Consider the following 16,157-nt stretch of genomic DNA (forward strand, 5'->3'; position numbering starts at 1 on the left):
TAAATTACCCATCTGATGCCCTACCTGTGTCCAAGCGCGGTTGCGGCTTCTGCGCTGAGCAGGCTGTCCACATCTTCCGCCTTCATCAGGCCCCTCTCCAGCACCACGGCGCGCACGCTCTGCCCTGTTTTGTGCGCCTGGGCGGCAATTTCGCCCGCAAGCGCATAGCCAAGCACCGGCACAAGCGCAGTAACCGTGGCAAATGACCTGGCAAGATGACGGGCGCAGGCGGCTTCGTCTGCCTCAAGGCCCAGCACGCAATTATCGGCCAGCATGGTATTGGCCTGCGCCAGCAGATGCATGCTGCCAAGCAGGCAATCCGCCAGCAGCGGCATGAATGCGTTGAGCTCCAGTTGCCCCAGAAATGCGGCCTGAGTCACGGCGCTGTCATCGGCCATGACCCGCAGAGCGGCCTGTGATGCGGCCTCGCATATTACGGGGTTGACCTTGCCCGGCATGATGCTTGACCCAGCCTGCCTTGCAGGCAGTTTAAGCTCGCCGATTCCCGCCGATGGACCGGATGAAAGCAAGCGCAAATCAGCGCAAATTTTGAATAAATTTACTGCATGAGCTTTAAGAATGCCAGAAACTTCAACCAGTGGATCAACATTCTGCGTGGCGTCCATCAGATTTTCTGCCCGCGAAAGGCCCAGCCCCGTGACCTCGCGCAGCTTTTCGACCACCAGAAAAATGTATTTGCGGGGGGCGGTTATGCCCGTACCCACCGCCGTGCCGCCAAGGTTGACCACGCGCAGTCGCTCTGCGCACTTGAACACGCGCCAGCGGTCGCGCGAGAGGCATTCCGCCCAGGCGGAACACTCCATGCCAAGGGTCACGGGCACGGCATCCTGCAACTGGGTGCGGCCCACCTTGAGAATATGACGAAAGGCCAGTTCTTTTTCCTGAAAGGCAGATTGCAGGGCGGCAATGGCCTGTTCCAGATCCTTGAGCAGAAACAGGGCGGCAACCCTCACCGCAGTTGGGTACACATCGTTGGTGGACTGGTGAAGGTTCACATGACGCAGGGGGGCTATGCGGGCGTAAGAGCCAAGGCTGCCCCCAAGCAGTTCTTCGGCCCGGTTGGCGAGTACCTCGTTCATATTCATGTTGGTGGACGTTCCCGCGCCGCCTTGCAGGGCATCCACCACAAAGGCATGAGCCAGACCGCCATCGGCAACCTCGCGGCAGGCATGGGCAATGGCCTGCGCCTCGGCCTGGGGCAGATAGCCAAGCTCCTCGTTGGCGCGACAGCAGGCCAGCTTGACGAGAGCCATCGCCCGCACAAGCTCCGGCCTGACGGCACGGCCCGAAAGTGGGAAATTTGCCAGCGCACGGGCCGTATGCACGCCCCAGTATGCCGACAGGGGAACATCCACTGCGCCCAGTGCGTCCGATTCCTGCCTGTACGGCTGCGTAGTTAGCTGCGCAACACCCGCCTGCGCGCCGGAACTGCTCATCAGTCACCCCTCCCTGCAACGGTCATTTCCTCCGCCGCAGCTTCAAACCAAGCCCCGCCCGTTGGCTGCTACTTTATCGCCCGCAGGGCAAACATGGGCACAGGATTGTAGGTTTCATCGCGGTGGGCGTAGATGCGCGCGCTCAGGCCGTGGTCGCACCAGCAGTCTGAAAAACCAGAGCTGCGCAGGGTCTGCACGTCCCATACCGGGCGGGATTCTGAACTGAGCGGCAACTGGCGGCGAATGTTTTCGCATTCAAGCATCATGTCGTCATTTACGCCCGCATGGGCGTGAACGCCCGGCTGATGCGCCAAATCCAGAAAAGAAACCGAGCCGTAGTCAGCGTCAAAATTCAGGAGCACCCCGCCGGGCCGCAGCACCCGGTTCCACTCCCGGTACGCGGCAGCGGCATCCTGAAGTGTCCAGGTGAGGTTGCGCGAAATCACAGCGTCAAAACTTGCGGATTCAAACTCAAGGCAACAGGCGTCCATGCGCTGAAAGGCCACATCGCACCCGGCTTTCCGGGCAAGGGCCGCGCCTTCATCCAGCATGGCCTGGGTCATGTCCACGCCGCAGACGCAATGTCCCTGCTCTGCCAGCAGTATGGCGAAAAATCCGGCCCCTGTACCCACATCAAGGATGCGCAATGGCCTAGCCTCTGGCAGATGGGGCATGATTTCCGCCAGCCACAGGGATTTTTTCTCACAGGCAAGCTCATGACGCCGTATTTCGCCATAGCTTTCGGCCCGGCGCGACCAGTAGTTTTCTATGCGGCCCGTGAGCGTCGGGCCGGGGACGGGCAGGGCATCCGGGATGGCGCAGGCTGTATCTGCGGCGTAGCGGTTCATAACTGCTCCTTTACTGTTAACGTCTTGATGCGGCTTATCCATTCCAGGCCGAACGAAACAGGATTGCCGAACTCACCAGTTTTTGCGCGTAGGGGTGCGAAACGCCAGCCAGCCCTGTGCCTGCGGCCTGTTCCACAATGCGGCCCTGATGCATAAAAAGGATATCATCGCACAGATAGGTCACGGCCTGAAGGTCGTGCGCAATAAAAAAATAGGTCATGTTGCCCTTGAGCTCGCGCAGCAGGTCAAGAATGCGGGTCTGCACCGAAACATCCAGCGAGCTGATGGCCTCGTCAAAGACCACAAAGCGGGGATCCGTGGCGATGGCGCGGGCAATGCACACCCGCTGCAACTGACCGCCGCTGACCTCATGGGGCAAGCGGTCTGCAAGGTTTGCGGCAAGGCCCACGCGCTCCATCAGCGCAAGCACTGCCCTGTCCGACCCTGTGCCTCTGCCGCAGGCCAGCAAAGGCTCGCGGATGATGCTGCGGATGGTGTAGGCCGGATTGACCGAGGTTGTGTAATCCTGAAAAACCACGCTCATACGGCCAGGATTGCGCCGCAGCCACTGGCCCACACTCTGCCCTTCTAGCAATACCGTGCCGCTGCTTGGGCGCTCCAGCCCGAGAACAATGCGGCTCAGCGTGCTTTTGCCGCTGCCGCTCTCGCCCACCAGCCCCACTGTCGCGCCCACGGGGATGTGAAAACTCACGTCATGCAGAACAGTTTTGGGCTGGGGATTCCACAATCCGCCCTTGCCATAGCTTTTGCAGATATTTCTTACCTCAAGCATGGGCGCGCTCCAGCATGGCTTCAAAGCCCCGCGTCAGCGCAAGCCTCGTGCGGATGAGATACTGCGTATATTCGTGCTGCGGCGCGTTGAACACTGTTTCCGCAGGGCCGTATTCCACGCAGCGGCCATCCTTCATCACAAGCACGGCATCTGCCAGGCGCTGCACCACGCCCAGATCGTGCGAAACAAAGATCATGGCGGTATTGCACTGTGCCCGCAGCTCCAGAAACCGTTGCACGACTTCAAACTGCGTTTCCGCATCCAGTGCCGTGGTGGGTTCGTCGGCAACAATGATCTGCGGCTCAAGGGCCAATGCCAGAGCAATCATGCAGCGTTGCAGCATGCCGCCCGAAAGCTCGTGCGGGTAGCTGCGCAAAATTTCCTGCGGTGCGTCAAGGCGCACACGTCCGAACATGGTTACGGCCAGATCATCGGCCTGCCCGGCGGTGTACGCCCCATGCGCAGTCAGGGTTTCTCTAAACTGCGCCCCCATGGTGTACAGGGGGTCAAAGGCCGTCATGGGCTGTTGCAAGACCATGGCAATCTTGCTGCCCCGGAGCTGGCGCATCTGCTCCGCTGGGGCATGCACAAGATCAATACCATTAAAAACAGCTGTGCCCTCTCCCGCAAGCGTGGGCGGCAACAGGCCCATGATGCTGCGACAGGTCAGGGTTTTGCCGCTGCCGCTTTCGCCCACAATGCCAAGGCAGGCCCCGGCGGCAAGCCTAAAGCTCACGCCGTGCACAAGCTCCTGCCCGTTTGCGCGCTGCACCACGCGCAGATCGCGCACATCAAGGACATCGGACACATGGGGTGCTGCGCCGCAGAACGGTTCCTGCTTTTGGCAATCTGTATTGAACGCGCTCACAGGCTCACTCCCTGCAGGGTAGTGTGGGCTGGGTCAATGGCATCGCGCAGGCTGTCGCCCAAAAAGTTGAAGGCCGCCACAACCAGCAGGATTGTCAGCCCTGCGGGCAGCATCTGCTGCGGATACATGGACATGATGTCCTTGGCGTCGCTGAGCATGGCGCCCCACTCCGCCGTGGGCGGCTGTACGCCAAGACCCAGAAAGGACAAAGCCGAAACCGACAGGATCACCGACCCGGTATCGAGTGTTGCCAGCACAATGATTTCGCCCAGCGCGCCGGGCAGCAGATGCCTGCGGAAGATGTGCCACATGCCGCAGCCCGCCACGCGGGCAAAGCGCACATAATTGACGTCCGTATACTGCATGACCACAGAGCGAACCATGCGCGAATACCAGGGCCACTTGGCAATCACGCTGGCAATGACCACATTGCCAAGCCCCGGCCCAAGCATGCCCACTATGGCCAGAATGAGTACCTCGCTGGGGAAGGACATCATCACATCGCAAAAGCGCATGATGGTTTCGTCAACCTTGCCGCGACAGAAACCAGCCACAATGCCCAATCCGCTGCCGATAACAAGGGTTATGCCCATGGTGAGCAGCGAAAAGCCCAGGGTGGCGCGCCCGCCCCAGATGAGCCGGGACAATACGTCCCTGCCGAGCTGGTCCGTGCCAAGGGGATGCGCCAGCGACCATGCCGCAAATTTGTTTTTTATATCAATGGCCGTGGGGTCCCACGGAGCCGTCAGGGGCGCGCAAAGGGCAAGCGCCGCCACGGCAAGCAGAAAGCACAGGCAGATCATGCCCACAGGGTCGTTGCGCAGCCGCCGCCATACCCTCATGCCTGCCCCCTGGCGCGCAGGCGCGGATCAATGACTGCGCACAAGATGTCCACCAGCAGGTTGCAGCCCACAAACATCACGGCCATCAGCAGCACATAGGCCTGAATAACGGGGAAATCGCGGTTAAAAATGGCGGTGACGCACAGCCAGCCGAGGCCGGGCCAGGCGAAAATGGTTTCTACCACAAAAGTTCCGGCCATGAGCTTTGGCAGCGACATACCGAGCCCGGTCAGGGTGGATTGCAGGGAATTGCGAAATATATGACGCCAGATCATGCCCCGCGTGAGGCCCCTTGCCCGCGCATAGAGCACGGAAGGCTTCTGCTTGTTCAGCACCATGCTATTACGCAGAAGCCGCGCATAGGTGGAAATATAGGACAAGGAGAGTGTCGCTGCGGGCAGAATGACCGAGCTTGCGCCCTGCATGCCGCTGGTGGGCAACCAGTTGAGCTTGACGGAAAAGAGCCACATGAGCAGTAGCCCGGCCCAGAAACCGGGCGTGGCCGTGCCAAGAAAAATGAAACTCCGCAACAGGTAATCCACGGTGCGCCCCTCATACATGGCGCACAAAAAAGCCATGCCCACGCTGCACACCGCCATGAACAAGGTTGCCGTCAGCGCCAGCCACAAGGTGGGGGGCAGCGCCCGGGCCAGCTCCTGCGCAACGGGCTTGTTGTCCACATAGCGCCTGCCCAGATCGCCCTGCGCTACAGCGCACATCCAGTCCGCATAGCGCGTCATAAAAGGCTTGTTGAGACCAAGCTGCTCACGCGTGAGCGCCAGCACTTCATCCGTGGGCACTATCTCATTGACGCGGACTGCCACCTCGGCCGGATCGCTTGGGCTGAGCTGGATGATGACGAATGAAACAAAGGAAATCCCCAGCAAAAGCGGGATTGTCAGCAAAAGGCGGCGTAGAATGTATGCTTTCATATATGTGGAGCATGGGGCACGGCCTCGCGCTGTGCAAAGCCGCGCCCCCGAACTGTGCCTGCTTTCTAGCGGGCGGGGGTGTTCTCGAAATACATTTTTTCAAAGGGTACTTCGTACTGCGACACGCCGAATCCAACGCCCTGCAATGCTTTGGAATGCACTGCCTTGGTGCGCGAGTATGAAATGGGAATATACACGCCCTCGTCATGCACGTAGGTCAGAATTTCCTTGTACATGGCCTTGCGGGTGGCTTCATTTGGCTCGATCATGAGCTGGCTGATGGTTTTATCCAGCCATTCCTTGCGTTCCATGCCCACCTGCGCCTGATAATCGCCGTGCGCGGGGATGCGCCAGGACGAAAGATAGGACTGCGGGTCATAGGGGGTTCCCCACGAAAGCGAGTATTGCAATTCAAAATCGCCAGTGCGCTGACGGTCAAGAAATGCCTGCTTTTCCTCGCCGATGATCTTCATTTCTATGCCGACCTTTTTCAGATCGCTCTGCACGTATTCGGCAAGGGTGCGCTCCTGCGCGTTCTGCGAATTATAATACAGGCGCACTATGGCCTTTTGCCCGTCCTTGGCGCGCAAGCCATCGGGGCCGAGCTTCCAGCCAGCAGCCTCAAGCATGGCTGCGGCTTTTGCCGGGTCATAGCCGCGCGCGGGCAGGCCAAGGTCGCAATAGGGCACAGTGGACGAAATAAGCGTGTCGGCCACACTTTCCGTGCCGTTCAGAACGCCGTCCACAATGGCCTGCTTGTTGACCGCATATTGCAGGGCCATGCGCACTGCGCGGTCCTTGGTCACAGGCTGGTGCGCGTTGAGCAGGATAGCGCGCGAGGCAATGGGCTTGCTGATTAGGGTGGCGTACTTGCCTTCTTTTTGCAGCGCGTTAAAGGCGTCCATGTTCAGCATGTCGCCGTCTGCGCCAAAAACAAGGTCAATTTCACCCTTTTGCAGGGCAAGCATGATGGTCTGGTGGTCAGGCATGACGCGCCAGCGCACGGCCTGCAGCTTGGGCTGAGCGCCCCAGTAATTCTTGTTGGCCGTAAACAGCGCGTACTGCTTGTCCTTATGTTCGGTCAGCACCCAGGGGCCAGTGCCCACATAGCCGGAAACGCCGTCCTTGGTCTGACCGTTGATAAAGCAGTTGGGTGAAATCATGCGGAAAGGCCGCACAAGCCCCAGCTCCACCAGGGTGGGATAGTACGGGTGCTTGAGCACAAGCCTGTATGTGTGCGTGTCCACAACTTCGTTGCGCTCGATTTCGTTCACCATATCAAGCCATGCGTGGCGCGGCTTGTTGGCAACAATGGCGTCCATGTTCAGCTTGACGGCGGCGGCGTCAAATGGCGCACCATCAGTAAAAGTCACGCCCTTGCGCAAATGGAATGTGTACACGCGGCCATCGGGCGAAATTTCCCAGCTTTCGGCAAGGCAGGGCTTCACACCCTCAGGGGTATTCACCACCAGCGGCTCAAAAACCATATTCTGGGCGGCCATTTCCCCGGAGTAAAGATGGGGATTGATGATGCGTATGTCCTTGGTGCTGGCGTAGACCATTTCGGTACGCTGCGCCTGGGCAGTGGATTTTTCATCATTCTGGCAGGCGGATATGTTCAGGCAGCAGATCAGGGCCGCCAGTACAAAACCGATTTTTCGCATATCGCGCTCCATGCGGCGAGGCAGATTTAGGGGTTGACAGTAGTAGCACTTTTTCTGCAAAGATAACATCGCCGTTGCAAGCAAATTCAGTAGCACGAACTGACAAAACGTGTCCATATAAAATCTTACGTCACTATCGGGGGAACGATGCGGAAAAAAGTTTTATCGCTTCTGGCTGCCGCAGCCTTGCTGCCGGGCCTTGCCGCCACTGCGCAGGCTGTGGACTTCAAGACCAAGGGCGTCTGGATCATGAATTTTGAATATGGCGGCGGCGGCAATTTTATGGAACGGGGGCGCTCTATCAATGGCGTGCAGGCCAACCGCACCACAGGTTGGGGCCGTTATAATGAAGACCAGTTCGAGGCCAAGTCGCGTGTGCGCCTTCAGCTTGACGCCGTGGCATCAGAAGCGCTTTCCGGCACCGTATACTTTGAAATTGGCCGCCAGTACTGGGGGCAGTCCGGCAACAAGTCCGGCGCGGCTCTGGGGGCCGACGGCAACAACGTCATCAAGATCAAGCACAGTTACCTTGACTGGACCATGCCGCAAACCGATGTAAAGGTTCGCATGGGCATTCAGCGTATCTTTCTGCCGGACTACGTGACCGAAGCCTCGCAGGCCTTTGACGCCGACACCGCAGGCATAACGGTTTCCGTGCCCGTGAACGAACACCTCTCGCTCACAGGATTCTGGGCGCGCGCCTACAATGACAACTGGGCCGGCAATGACAATTCTCCACAGAACTATCTGGACAACTTTGATCTTTTCGGCCTTACCGCTCCCCTGCGTTTTGAAGGCGTCAACATCACGCCCTGGGGCCTTGTGGGCGCATTTGGCAGCAACACCTTTCGCAAGAACAATGATTTTTACGGCAAGAACAACGATGGCGCGGGCGCGCTGGGCGTAGCCCCCGCCACCTATGCCCTCAGTAACGGAAAGGTCGGGCGGCAGATCGCCAATGCCTATTCCACCATTTTCTGGGCGGGCCTGACAGGCGAAGCCGTGGCCTGGAATCCCTTCCGGCTGGCGTGGAGCTTTAACTACGGGCAGTCGGACACAGGCGTTGAAACCCTGAACCGCAAGGGCTGGTACGGCTCCCTGTTGGCAGAATACAGCATGGATTGGGGTGTGCCCGGTATCTACGGCTGGTATACAAGCGGCGACGACGGCAACGTGAAAAACGGCTCCGAGCGCATGCCCACCATTGAAGCCAACAACGAAAGCACCAACGGGCTGGACAGCTTTGGTACGCTTGGCACACTCACCCTTGGGCGCGATACCCTGCTTGGCTCCACCTTTGTGGGAACCTGGGGCGTGGGCGCGCGGGTCAAGGACGTGAGCTTTCTGGACAAGCTCAAGCACACCTTCCACGCTAACCTGCTTGGCGGCACCAACAGCCCCACCATGGCCAAGTACATCAAGGGACAGAAGGATGTGGACGGGCAAACCCTGTTCCGCCCCGATGTAACCCCCGGCAGCATGGGCGACTTTAACACGGCCAACTACTACGGCCTGTACCTGACCTCGCGCGACTACGCAGCGGAATTTGGCGTCACCTCCACCTACCAGATGTACGACAACTTCAAAATTCTGGTGGAAGCCAACTACATTGCCCTGTGGCTTGACCAGTCCAAGGATGTCTGGGGCGGCTACAGCACCACAAGCGGCGCTCGTATGGGCGGCGTCACCACCCAGGACGCCTGGAACGTCAACATGAGCTTTATCTACAAATTCTAAAGGCTCCGCGCCAAGCATATACCACTGAGTCCGGCAGGGAGGCTGATCCAGCAGCTTCCCTGCCGGGTACAATCCCCCCTCTTTTGCCAGCATACCACGCGGGCATTCTTGCAGATATTCATGGTATCACAAGCTTGACTGTACCTTAGACAAGCTATAGTTTGTGCTACAATTTTTTAAAAAATAACATAAATCAACAAGATGGGCGGCATCCTTGCGCCCTTTTGCTGTATACGTGCGCCCACTCTGTAACACTTTTTTGTATTACATAGCACACTAAAAGATTGTGCAGCAATCCCCTGCGAAAAGCCCACGCGCACCCCGCGCGACAGGTATAAGAAGGAGGAAGACGTGTAATGAACAAGGTTTCAGCAATTGTGGCGGCTGCCGTGCTTGCAGGCCACTGTCTTTGCGTTCAGCCGGGCTGGGCGGCAGAGACTCCACCCGAAACAGGAGGCCAGGAGGCCCCTGCCCCAAAGGCAGACCTCACGCAGGGCAGCCTGACAGCCTACGACCTGCCCGCCGTAACCACCTTCGGCGTGGCCGATCAGGCGCCCACTGTTCCTGTGCAGACGCGGTTCGGCACACAGTACAACGTGGTGACTGAAGAGCAAATCCGCCTCCAGAACTCCCTTGATTTTTATGACGCCCTGCGCAACGTGCCGGGCGTCATGTATCAGAAAAAGAACATCATCGGCGGGCAAACCAGCGCGAGCCTCTATGTGCGCGGGCGTGGCGCAAGCCATCCCAGCCCTGACATCAATATCTTTTTTGATGACGTGCCGCGTAGTGGCGTGTTGTACGGGCAGGCCCTGGCTGACGGCATCCCGGTCTACGCCCTCGGGGGGATGGAAATTTATAAGTATCCCCAGCCTTCGCGCTTTGGCACCGGTTATGCCATGCTGAACTTTATTCCCAAATACATGACCAAGGAAGGTTATGAACTGCGCATCGGCGCAGAGGGCGGCAGCTTTGGCACCGTGGCCGAAAATGTGGGCATGGGCGCAAAAAAAGACAATGTAGATATTTACGCCGCGCAAAGCCTTGTCAGCACGCTGGGGCACAAGGATCACACAGCCGCCTACCAGGCGAGTTACTATGGCAACATGGGTATAGGCCTGTCTGACAACTGGTCATTGCGTATGATGGCCAACCGTGTGGATGCCCAGACTCAGGTTCCCAACAATCCCATTACCAATACCCGCACCACAGACCGCTATGATACACAGACAAGCCTTGCCACGCTGAGCCTCATCAATAAGTACAATAATGCCAATGGGTACCTCAAAGGCTATTACAACGACACCCTGTTTTACCTGCGCGGCGAAAATTCCAACAAAACCACATCAGTGCAAACCAACAATCTGTACGGATTGCGAGGCCGCGAAACCTATTCCATTTGGGAAGGCAGCGAGATCGTCAACGGCTTTGACCTTGATATCAGCGACCTGCGCAACGACCAGCGGACGTATGCCACAGATTCCACAACATCGTGGGAATTTCCGCAGCACAGGATGTTTTCGCCCTACGCCGCCGTCAGCCAGATGTTTGGCAGCAAGGAGAGCTTTCATGTTACGCCTTCCGCTGGTCTGCGCCTGTACACAAGCAACCTTTTTGAAGACAAGACCGCCCCGCAGGCTGGCCTTGTGCTTGGCTACAACAACACCAATCTTGGCCTCAACTACGCGCGGGGCGTCAACTATCCAAGCCCTGTCATCCTGCAAAATCTGCTGACCAACAAAACATCGCTGCCTTCCGGCCTGAATACCAAGGATATTCGCCCCGAAGTGGTGGACCACTATGAAATGTCGCTCAGCCACACCCAACCGGGGCTGTTCACGGCAAGCGCCACGGTTTTTCACGATGACGGCCGCGACAGGCTACGCGCCTATATGTACGGGAACGCCAACCCCACCAGCGACTTCTTCACCTCTTCCGCCTCTGAATACAAAATTGACGGACTTGAACTTGCTGGCAGCGTCACACCCACAGACAACCTTGAGCTCTTTGTGGGCGCAACATGGCTGAAAACATGGGCCAAGGGCGATGACGGCGAAACTACAAACAAAATGCCTTATACGCCTGCCTTTACCTTGCAAACCGGCTTCAAGTGGAAGTTCTTTGACCACTTCCAGCTCAGCGGCGATTACCAGTATCTCAAGGATGTTTACGCAGGCACATGGGGGCGTACTGCAAATCCAAGATCACCGTCCAGCAACGTGACCACGCTGAATGAAATAAATCGGCTGCCCGACATCAACGTGTTCAACGCAAGGCTGGACTACACCTTCAGCTACGACGACATGCACATTGAAGAAGGCAAGGTCTTTGTTGCGGTAAACAACATTTTTAACACGCCCTACGCTTACAGCATGGAGATTTCCGGCAACAACCGGGGGCTTTACAACATGCCCGGCACAAGCGTCATGGTTGGTTTTGACCTCAAGTTCTAACCAGTAAAGCGCCGCCTTGCGTTCAGGGCGGCGCTTTTTCAGGAGGCAGCATGAGCAACAACCCTGCACAACAGGCTGAAAGAACGGAATTTTTCAACGCGCACGCCACCGGGTGGGAGGCCCGCAACTATCCGCCGGAAAAACTCAGGCAGGTTGACCAGCTGGTTCAGGGACTGCCTCTGGCGCATGCCCGGGTTATTCTGGATGTGGGCTGCGGCGAAGGGGTACTACAGCCGTTTTTGCAAAAATATGCCGAGGCTGATGCGTCATTCCTGGCACTCGACCCTTCCGCAGCAATGCTCAAATGTCTTTCCGCGCGCTTTTCACATGTGCGTACATATCAGGCTGCAGCAGAATGCATGCCCCTGCCGGATGCCAGCGTGGACATGGTTATCTGTTTTTCGGCCTTTCCGCATGTGGCAGACAAAAAAGCCGCCGCTCGCGAATTTTATCGTGTTCTGCGCCCTGCTGGCCGGGCCTATGTGCTGCACATAGATGGCCGTGAAAAACTCAATCAGCTTCATGACAGCCACCACGCCGTTGAAGGCGATCATCTGCCCTGCCCCACGGGCATGCGCATCATCTTTTCCGAGGCTGGTTTTACGAACATTGAGGCCAGCGAAGGGCCAGACCACTTCCACTTTTGCGCTATAAAATAGCTGGGATACGCCATGAAAAAATTTTCCACCCTTCTGTGGCTTGCCCTGATCCTCATTCCCCTTTCCGCAACGGCGGCAGAACCGCTGCGCGTTGTGGCCGGAACTTCGCTTATTTCAGATATTGTTGCCGACCTCACTGATGGCAAAAGCGAAACGCTCACCCTGATTCAAGGTTCAAGTTGTCCCGGTCATGAGAATGCCAGCACCGGGGATTATGTTTTTGCCGCCAAGGCTAACCTGCTGCTCGTTCACCCGTTTCAGCGCCATCTGCAGCAGGTCGATGCCATGCTCCAGGCTGTGGGCAACCCTTTGCTTGCTATTGTTGAAGTAAGTCCGCGTGGCAGCTGGCTCATACCCGATATACAAAAGCAGGCCGTGCAGGAAATTGCAGCGGCGCTTGAAGGCGCGGCCCCAGAGCTTGCGCCGGTTGTCAGGCGGAGGACGCTGCAAAGGTTGCAAAAAATTGACGCCATTGCCGCAGAATGCCGCTCTGCGCTTGCTGCCACGCAGGGATTGCCTGTTATCGCCGCATACATGCAGGCAGAATTTGTAAAATGGGCGGGCTTTGACGTGATCCGCACCTTTGGCAGGGCTGAAGACGTTAACGCGCGCGGGTTGGCTGAGATTTTGAGCGCAGTCAAAGGCATCCCTGTGGCGGGTGTGGTGGATAATTATCAGAGTGGGCCAGACGCGGGGCTACCGCTGGCGCTGGAGCTTGGGGTGCCGCACGTGGTGCTTTCCAATTTTCCCGGCTCCAGCGACGACGCGCCGGACTATTTCAGCCTGTTGCGCCGTAACGTAGCACAATTGCAAACCATAAAGGCAAAGCCGTGAACCCGTGCCTGGCCGAACTGAGCAACGTCAGCGTTCACTACGGCAAGCGATGCATCCTGAACGGTATAAACCTGCGCGTCGAAAAGGGTGATTTCTGGACGCTCATCGGCCCCAACGGCGCGGGCAAGTCCACGCTGATGGGGCTTTTTAACGGGCTTACGCCACACAATGGCGGCACGGTGTATTTTAAAGGTAAAAGTATAAGATCAGACATGCTGGGCGAGGTACGCCGTCAGGTGGCGCATGTTTTTCAGGCTACCGACCTTGATCCCAAGATGCCGCTTTCTGTCTTTGCTTCCGTACTCAGCGGCACCTATGGGCGGCTGGGGCTTTTTCGCTGGCCGGGTAAAAAAGAAAAAAAACTTGCCATGCAATCACTTGAAGTCGTTGGCCTTGAGCACCTGGCCCAGCGGCCTATCGGACACCTTTCTGGCGGCGAAAGGCAACGGGTGGCGCTTGCCCGCGCCCTGGCGCAGGAGCCGGAACTGCTGCTGCTTGACGAACCCACAGCAGCGCTGGACTGGCGCGCGCAACGGGACATTTGCAATGCCGTTGCCACGCTGCGTGAAGCATTCAACCTCACCGTCATCATGGTGACGCATGACCTCAACGCAGTGTTTGCACTGGCCCAAAAGGTTGCCATGCTGCGGGCTGGCGGCATGCTCTGGCAGGGCGTGGCGCAGGATGCAGTCAATGCTGACCTCCTGAGCAGGCTGTATGATGTGCCCATTCAGATAGCGCACAGCGGCGAGCGCATGGCGGCCCTGTTTTAACCAGGCGGCCTGCATGACAAATAACTCCGGGTGAAATATGGATGACTTTTTTCAGTATGCCTTTTTGCAAAGGGCATTGCTTATGGCCTTGCTTGGCGGTTCTGTTTGCGGGGCAATGGGCGTCTTTGTGGTGTTGTGGCGCATGAGTCTGGTGGGAATGTGCGTTTCGCACGCCGCCTTTGCCGGGGCGCTGCTTGCTTTGTGGCTTGGCGCTCCACCGCTGGCCGGAGGGCTTGCGGCCAGCCTTGGGGCAGCCTCTGCGGTGGGGCCGCTTGCCGAAAAGCCCGGTTTCAGCCTTGATACTGCCATGGGTGTTGTTTTTTCGGTGGTCATGAGCCTGGCCATGCTGGCATTGGGCCTCATGCCCGGCGCACGGACAGAAGGCCTGAGCCTCATATGGGGGAGCCTGCTCACGGTCACCCTCTTTGACCTGCAACTCATGGCCGCAACGGCCTTGCTTCTGTTTGGATTTGTCTTTCTGTTTTTCAAAGAAATCGAGGCAATCATGGGGCAAAGGCACGCTGCGATGGCTGCGGGAATCCCCGTCAAGGGCATCCACTATGCCTGCCTCATTTTGATGGGACTGGTGGTAGCTTTTGCCCTCAAGGCAATCGGCGGCTTATTGATATATGCGCTCATTGTTACACCAGCAGCCACGGCACTGCAGATCACCTATCGCCTGAGCCGCATGTTTCTGCTGGCCGCCCTGTTCGGCGCGATGGCTTCCGTTGCGGGCCTGTGGCTTTCATTCCACTGGGCTGTGCCGCCGGGGGCCGTTATTGTGCTGGTGTCTTCCGCCTTACTGGTTGCAGCCATGGTCTTTTCGCCCAAGAAGGCATGCCGGATCGAACACGCATCCCCTGTGGAACAGAGCAATCAGGGCTGATCATTATGGCCCTTTAAGCACAAAAAGCATGGGAATACGCACCACACAGGGAATGGCCTTGCCCTCACGCTGGGCAGGCTTGAACGATGAAGACTGCACACAGGCCAGCGCCGCATCGGCAAAATCTTCATGATCAGCCAGTAACACGCGGGCGCGGAGCAGCTTGCCCTGCGTATCAAGATAGGCTTCCACAACCGCCTTTCCTTCAAGATTACGGCGCTGCGCAGCGCGGGGGTACCGCAATGGAGCCTGCCGTAAAAATCGCGGCCCGCCCTGAGCATTCCAGGGCATAACCTGCGGATGGGGGGAACCATCCCCCTGCACAGCGCCCGTGGCCTGCTCCATAGAACCAGAGCCGCTGCTGGCAGAGCCTTGACCGCCATCACCACCAGATTGAGCTGGCAGGCCGGTTTGTACAGACTGCCCAGCGGTTGTGGTTACCTGCTGGGGCTTTGGCAGGGCCGATTGCTCCTGCCTGTATTGCGAGGGCTGTGCCTTGTGGTTGACCGCAGGCCTTTCTGCTTGCTTCGGCTTAACAGCATGCTTTTTTACTGGAACTGCTTCCTCAACCTCTGTTTGCTCGGATTTTGCTGCCCTTTCTGCCATTGCCTGCGCAACTGGGACATCCTCAGTCATGCCGCCTGCAACTTGTGCATGCTGCCCCACATCCCCTGCCGATGAACTCCCCACACCTGCCAGACTGACCATCACTGCCCCGCCTGATTGAACCGGAAGATACCGGGGCAAGGCATAGGCTCCTGCCAGCAGGCATGTCGCAAGAACAACATGCAGAATGACGGAAAAACCCATCCCGCGTACAAACAGACGTTTGCTGCGTCGAGGCGGCGGACAATCAAGGGGCAACAAGGGACCCTCCAGAACAGTGCAGGTCAGGAATATATGAAACCAGACTGCAATTATGGCGCAACTGATGAACACGAACTTTTAAATCATAACACGAAGAGTAGTAGTACAAAAAAAATAAATATGCCACTACCACGCCTTGCGCCATCCCTCCCGATCCAAACCAGCTCAGGCTATTCGAAAATTATAATTTTTTATACTTAAAAATAAGCGTGTTAAATGTTTTAAAAACCAATTACTAGCTATGAACACTATATCTTACTTATTATTGCGTTACTATCTACTATTACCAACTGACTAAACAACTGCGAAATAACTATCTATAACCATCACAAATATAATACTATATTCAAATTACATTAAAATATTTAATACAAACAGTAACTTGATTGATATTCTCTTAACAACGTTATTGTCTTTTGCTTTAATTATGCTACTACGAACGTTAAATCCTTTGGCAAAATCGCAACGCATTTATTACATACAATTATTAGCTTACCACACAAATGATATAAGAACACAATCATAGCACCAGCAAACGAAATAA

At 57.1% G+C, this 16,157-nt stretch carries 14 protein-coding genes; 6 read left to right on the plus strand and 8 right to left on the minus strand.

The window, feature by feature from the left end; translation table 11 throughout:
* Positions 1–20: 20 nt before the first annotated feature.
* The 7 genes from JMF94_RS06620 to nikA form a co-directional block, all read right to left on the minus strand.
* Complete coding sequence (locus tag JMF94_RS06620) at positions 21–1,457, minus strand: aspartate ammonia-lyase (RefSeq protein ID WP_240824379.1); 1,437 nt, start codon at positions 1,455–1,457, stop codon at positions 21–23.
* A 68-nt stretch (positions 1,458–1,525) separates the two neighbouring features.
* On the minus strand, positions 1,526–2,305 hold the full coding sequence (locus JMF94_RS06625) for a class I SAM-dependent methyltransferase (protein ID WP_240824380.1): 780 nt from the start codon (positions 2,303–2,305) through the stop codon (positions 1,526–1,528).
* A 34-nt stretch (positions 2,306–2,339) separates the two neighbouring features.
* Positions 2,340–3,098, minus strand: coding sequence for a dipeptide/oligopeptide/nickel ABC transporter ATP-binding protein (locus JMF94_RS06630; RefSeq protein ID WP_240824381.1), 759 nt, complete (start codon positions 3,096–3,098; stop codon positions 2,340–2,342).
* A complete protein-coding gene (locus JMF94_RS06635; RefSeq protein ID WP_240824382.1) occupies positions 3,091–3,906 on the minus strand; it encodes an ABC transporter ATP-binding protein in 816 nt (271 codons plus the stop codon). The genes JMF94_RS06630 and JMF94_RS06635 overlap by 8 nt, the downstream gene beginning before the upstream one ends.
* Positions 3,907–3,962: 56 nt before the next feature.
* Positions 3,963–4,808, minus strand: a complete 846-nt coding sequence (gene opp1C / locus JMF94_RS06640; RefSeq protein WP_240824383.1) for a nickel/cobalt ABC transporter permease — start codon at positions 4,806–4,808, stop codon at positions 3,963–3,965.
* Positions 4,805–5,740: a nickel/cobalt ABC transporter permease gene (opp1B, locus tag JMF94_RS06645; protein ID WP_240824384.1), complete on the minus strand. Its 936-nt coding sequence runs from the start codon at positions 5,738–5,740 to the stop codon at positions 4,805–4,807. The genes opp1C and opp1B overlap by 4 nt, the downstream gene beginning before the upstream one ends.
* Before the next feature lie 65 nt (positions 5,741–5,805).
* The gene (gene nikA, locus JMF94_RS06650) at positions 5,806–7,404 is read right to left on the minus strand and encodes a nickel ABC transporter substrate-binding protein (protein ID WP_240824385.1); all 1,599 of its coding nucleotides are present in this window, start codon (positions 7,402–7,404) and stop codon (positions 5,806–5,808) included.
* A gap of 147 nt (positions 7,405–7,551) precedes the next feature.
* On the opposite strand from nikA, the gene JMF94_RS06655 reads away from it, so the two are divergent.
* From JMF94_RS06655 to JMF94_RS06680, 6 genes are all read left to right on the plus strand, one after another.
* Positions 7,552–9,141 (plus strand): outer membrane homotrimeric porin, encoded by a 1,590-nt coding sequence (locus JMF94_RS06655; protein ID WP_240824386.1) that lies wholly within the window; start codon positions 7,552–7,554, stop codon positions 9,139–9,141.
* Between the two features lie 356 nt (positions 9,142–9,497).
* Positions 9,498–11,594, plus strand: coding sequence for a TonB-dependent receptor (locus JMF94_RS06660; protein WP_240824387.1), 2,097 nt, complete (start codon positions 9,498–9,500; stop codon positions 11,592–11,594).
* 50 nt (positions 11,595–11,644) lie between these two features.
* On the plus strand, positions 11,645–12,253 hold the full coding sequence (locus JMF94_RS06665) for a class I SAM-dependent methyltransferase (protein ID WP_240824388.1): 609 nt from the start codon (positions 11,645–11,647) through the stop codon (positions 12,251–12,253).
* Positions 12,254–12,265: 12 nt separating this feature from the next.
* A complete protein-coding gene (locus tag JMF94_RS06670) occupies positions 12,266–13,087 on the plus strand; it encodes a zinc ABC transporter substrate-binding protein (protein WP_240824389.1) in 822 nt (273 codons plus the stop codon).
* A complete protein-coding gene (locus JMF94_RS06675; RefSeq protein ID WP_240824390.1) occupies positions 13,084–13,860 on the plus strand; it encodes an ABC transporter ATP-binding protein in 777 nt (258 codons plus the stop codon). The genes JMF94_RS06670 and JMF94_RS06675 overlap by 4 nt, the downstream gene beginning before the upstream one ends.
* A 37-nt stretch (positions 13,861–13,897) precedes the next feature.
* Complete coding sequence (locus JMF94_RS06680) at positions 13,898–14,746, plus strand: metal ABC transporter permease (RefSeq protein WP_240824391.1); 849 nt, start codon at positions 13,898–13,900, stop codon at positions 14,744–14,746.
* Between the two features lie 3 nt (positions 14,747–14,749).
* Here the strand turns inward: JMF94_RS06680 and JMF94_RS06685 are convergent, their stop codons facing one another.
* Positions 14,750–15,382 (minus strand): TonB family protein, encoded by a 633-nt coding sequence (locus JMF94_RS06685; RefSeq protein WP_240824392.1) that lies wholly within the window; start codon positions 15,380–15,382, stop codon positions 14,750–14,752.
* Positions 15,383–16,157 lie beyond the last annotated feature (775 nt).

It is taken from the genome of Desulfovibrio sp. UIB00 (assembly GCF_022508225.1).
Lineage (GTDB): Bacteria > Desulfobacterota > Desulfovibrionia > Desulfovibrionales > Desulfovibrionaceae > Desulfovibrio.

What these genes read in the sequence shown, in the direction of transcription:
- JMF94_RS06620 (WP_240824379.1), bottom strand. Translation starts at nt 1,457, where the DNA reads ATGAGCAGTTCCGGCGCGCAGGCGGGTGTTGCGCAGCTAACTACGCAG.
- JMF94_RS06625 (WP_240824380.1), bottom strand. Translation starts at nt 2,305, where the DNA reads ATGAACCGCTACGCCGCAGATACAGCCTGCGCCATCCCGGATGCCCTG.
- JMF94_RS06630 (WP_240824381.1), bottom strand. Translation starts at nt 3,098, where the DNA reads ATGCTTGAGGTAAGAAATATCTGCAAAAGCTATGGCAAGGGCGGATTG.
- opp1C (WP_240824383.1), bottom strand. Translation starts at nt 4,808, where the DNA reads ATGAGGGTATGGCGGCGGCTGCGCAACGACCCTGTGGGCATGATCTGC.
- opp1B (WP_240824384.1), bottom strand. Translation starts at nt 5,740, where the DNA reads ATGAAAGCATACATTCTACGCCGCCTTTTGCTGACAATCCCGCTTTTG.
- nikA (WP_240824385.1), bottom strand. Translation starts at nt 7,404, where the DNA reads ATGCGAAAAATCGGTTTTGTACTGGCGGCCCTGATCTGCTGCCTGAAC.
- JMF94_RS06655 (WP_240824386.1), top strand. Translation starts at nt 7,552, where the DNA reads ATGCGGAAAAAAGTTTTATCGCTTCTGGCTGCCGCAGCCTTGCTGCCG.
- JMF94_RS06660 (WP_240824387.1), top strand. Translation starts at nt 9,498, where the DNA reads ATGAACAAGGTTTCAGCAATTGTGGCGGCTGCCGTGCTTGCAGGCCAC.
- JMF94_RS06665 (WP_240824388.1), top strand. Translation starts at nt 11,645, where the DNA reads ATGAGCAACAACCCTGCACAACAGGCTGAAAGAACGGAATTTTTCAAC.
- JMF94_RS06670 (WP_240824389.1), top strand. Translation starts at nt 12,266, where the DNA reads ATGAAAAAATTTTCCACCCTTCTGTGGCTTGCCCTGATCCTCATTCCC.
- JMF94_RS06680 (WP_240824391.1), top strand. Translation starts at nt 13,898, where the DNA reads ATGGATGACTTTTTTCAGTATGCCTTTTTGCAAAGGGCATTGCTTATG.
- JMF94_RS06685 (WP_240824392.1), bottom strand. Translation starts at nt 15,382, where the DNA reads ATGACTGAGGATGTCCCAGTTGCGCAGGCAATGGCAGAAAGGGCAGCA.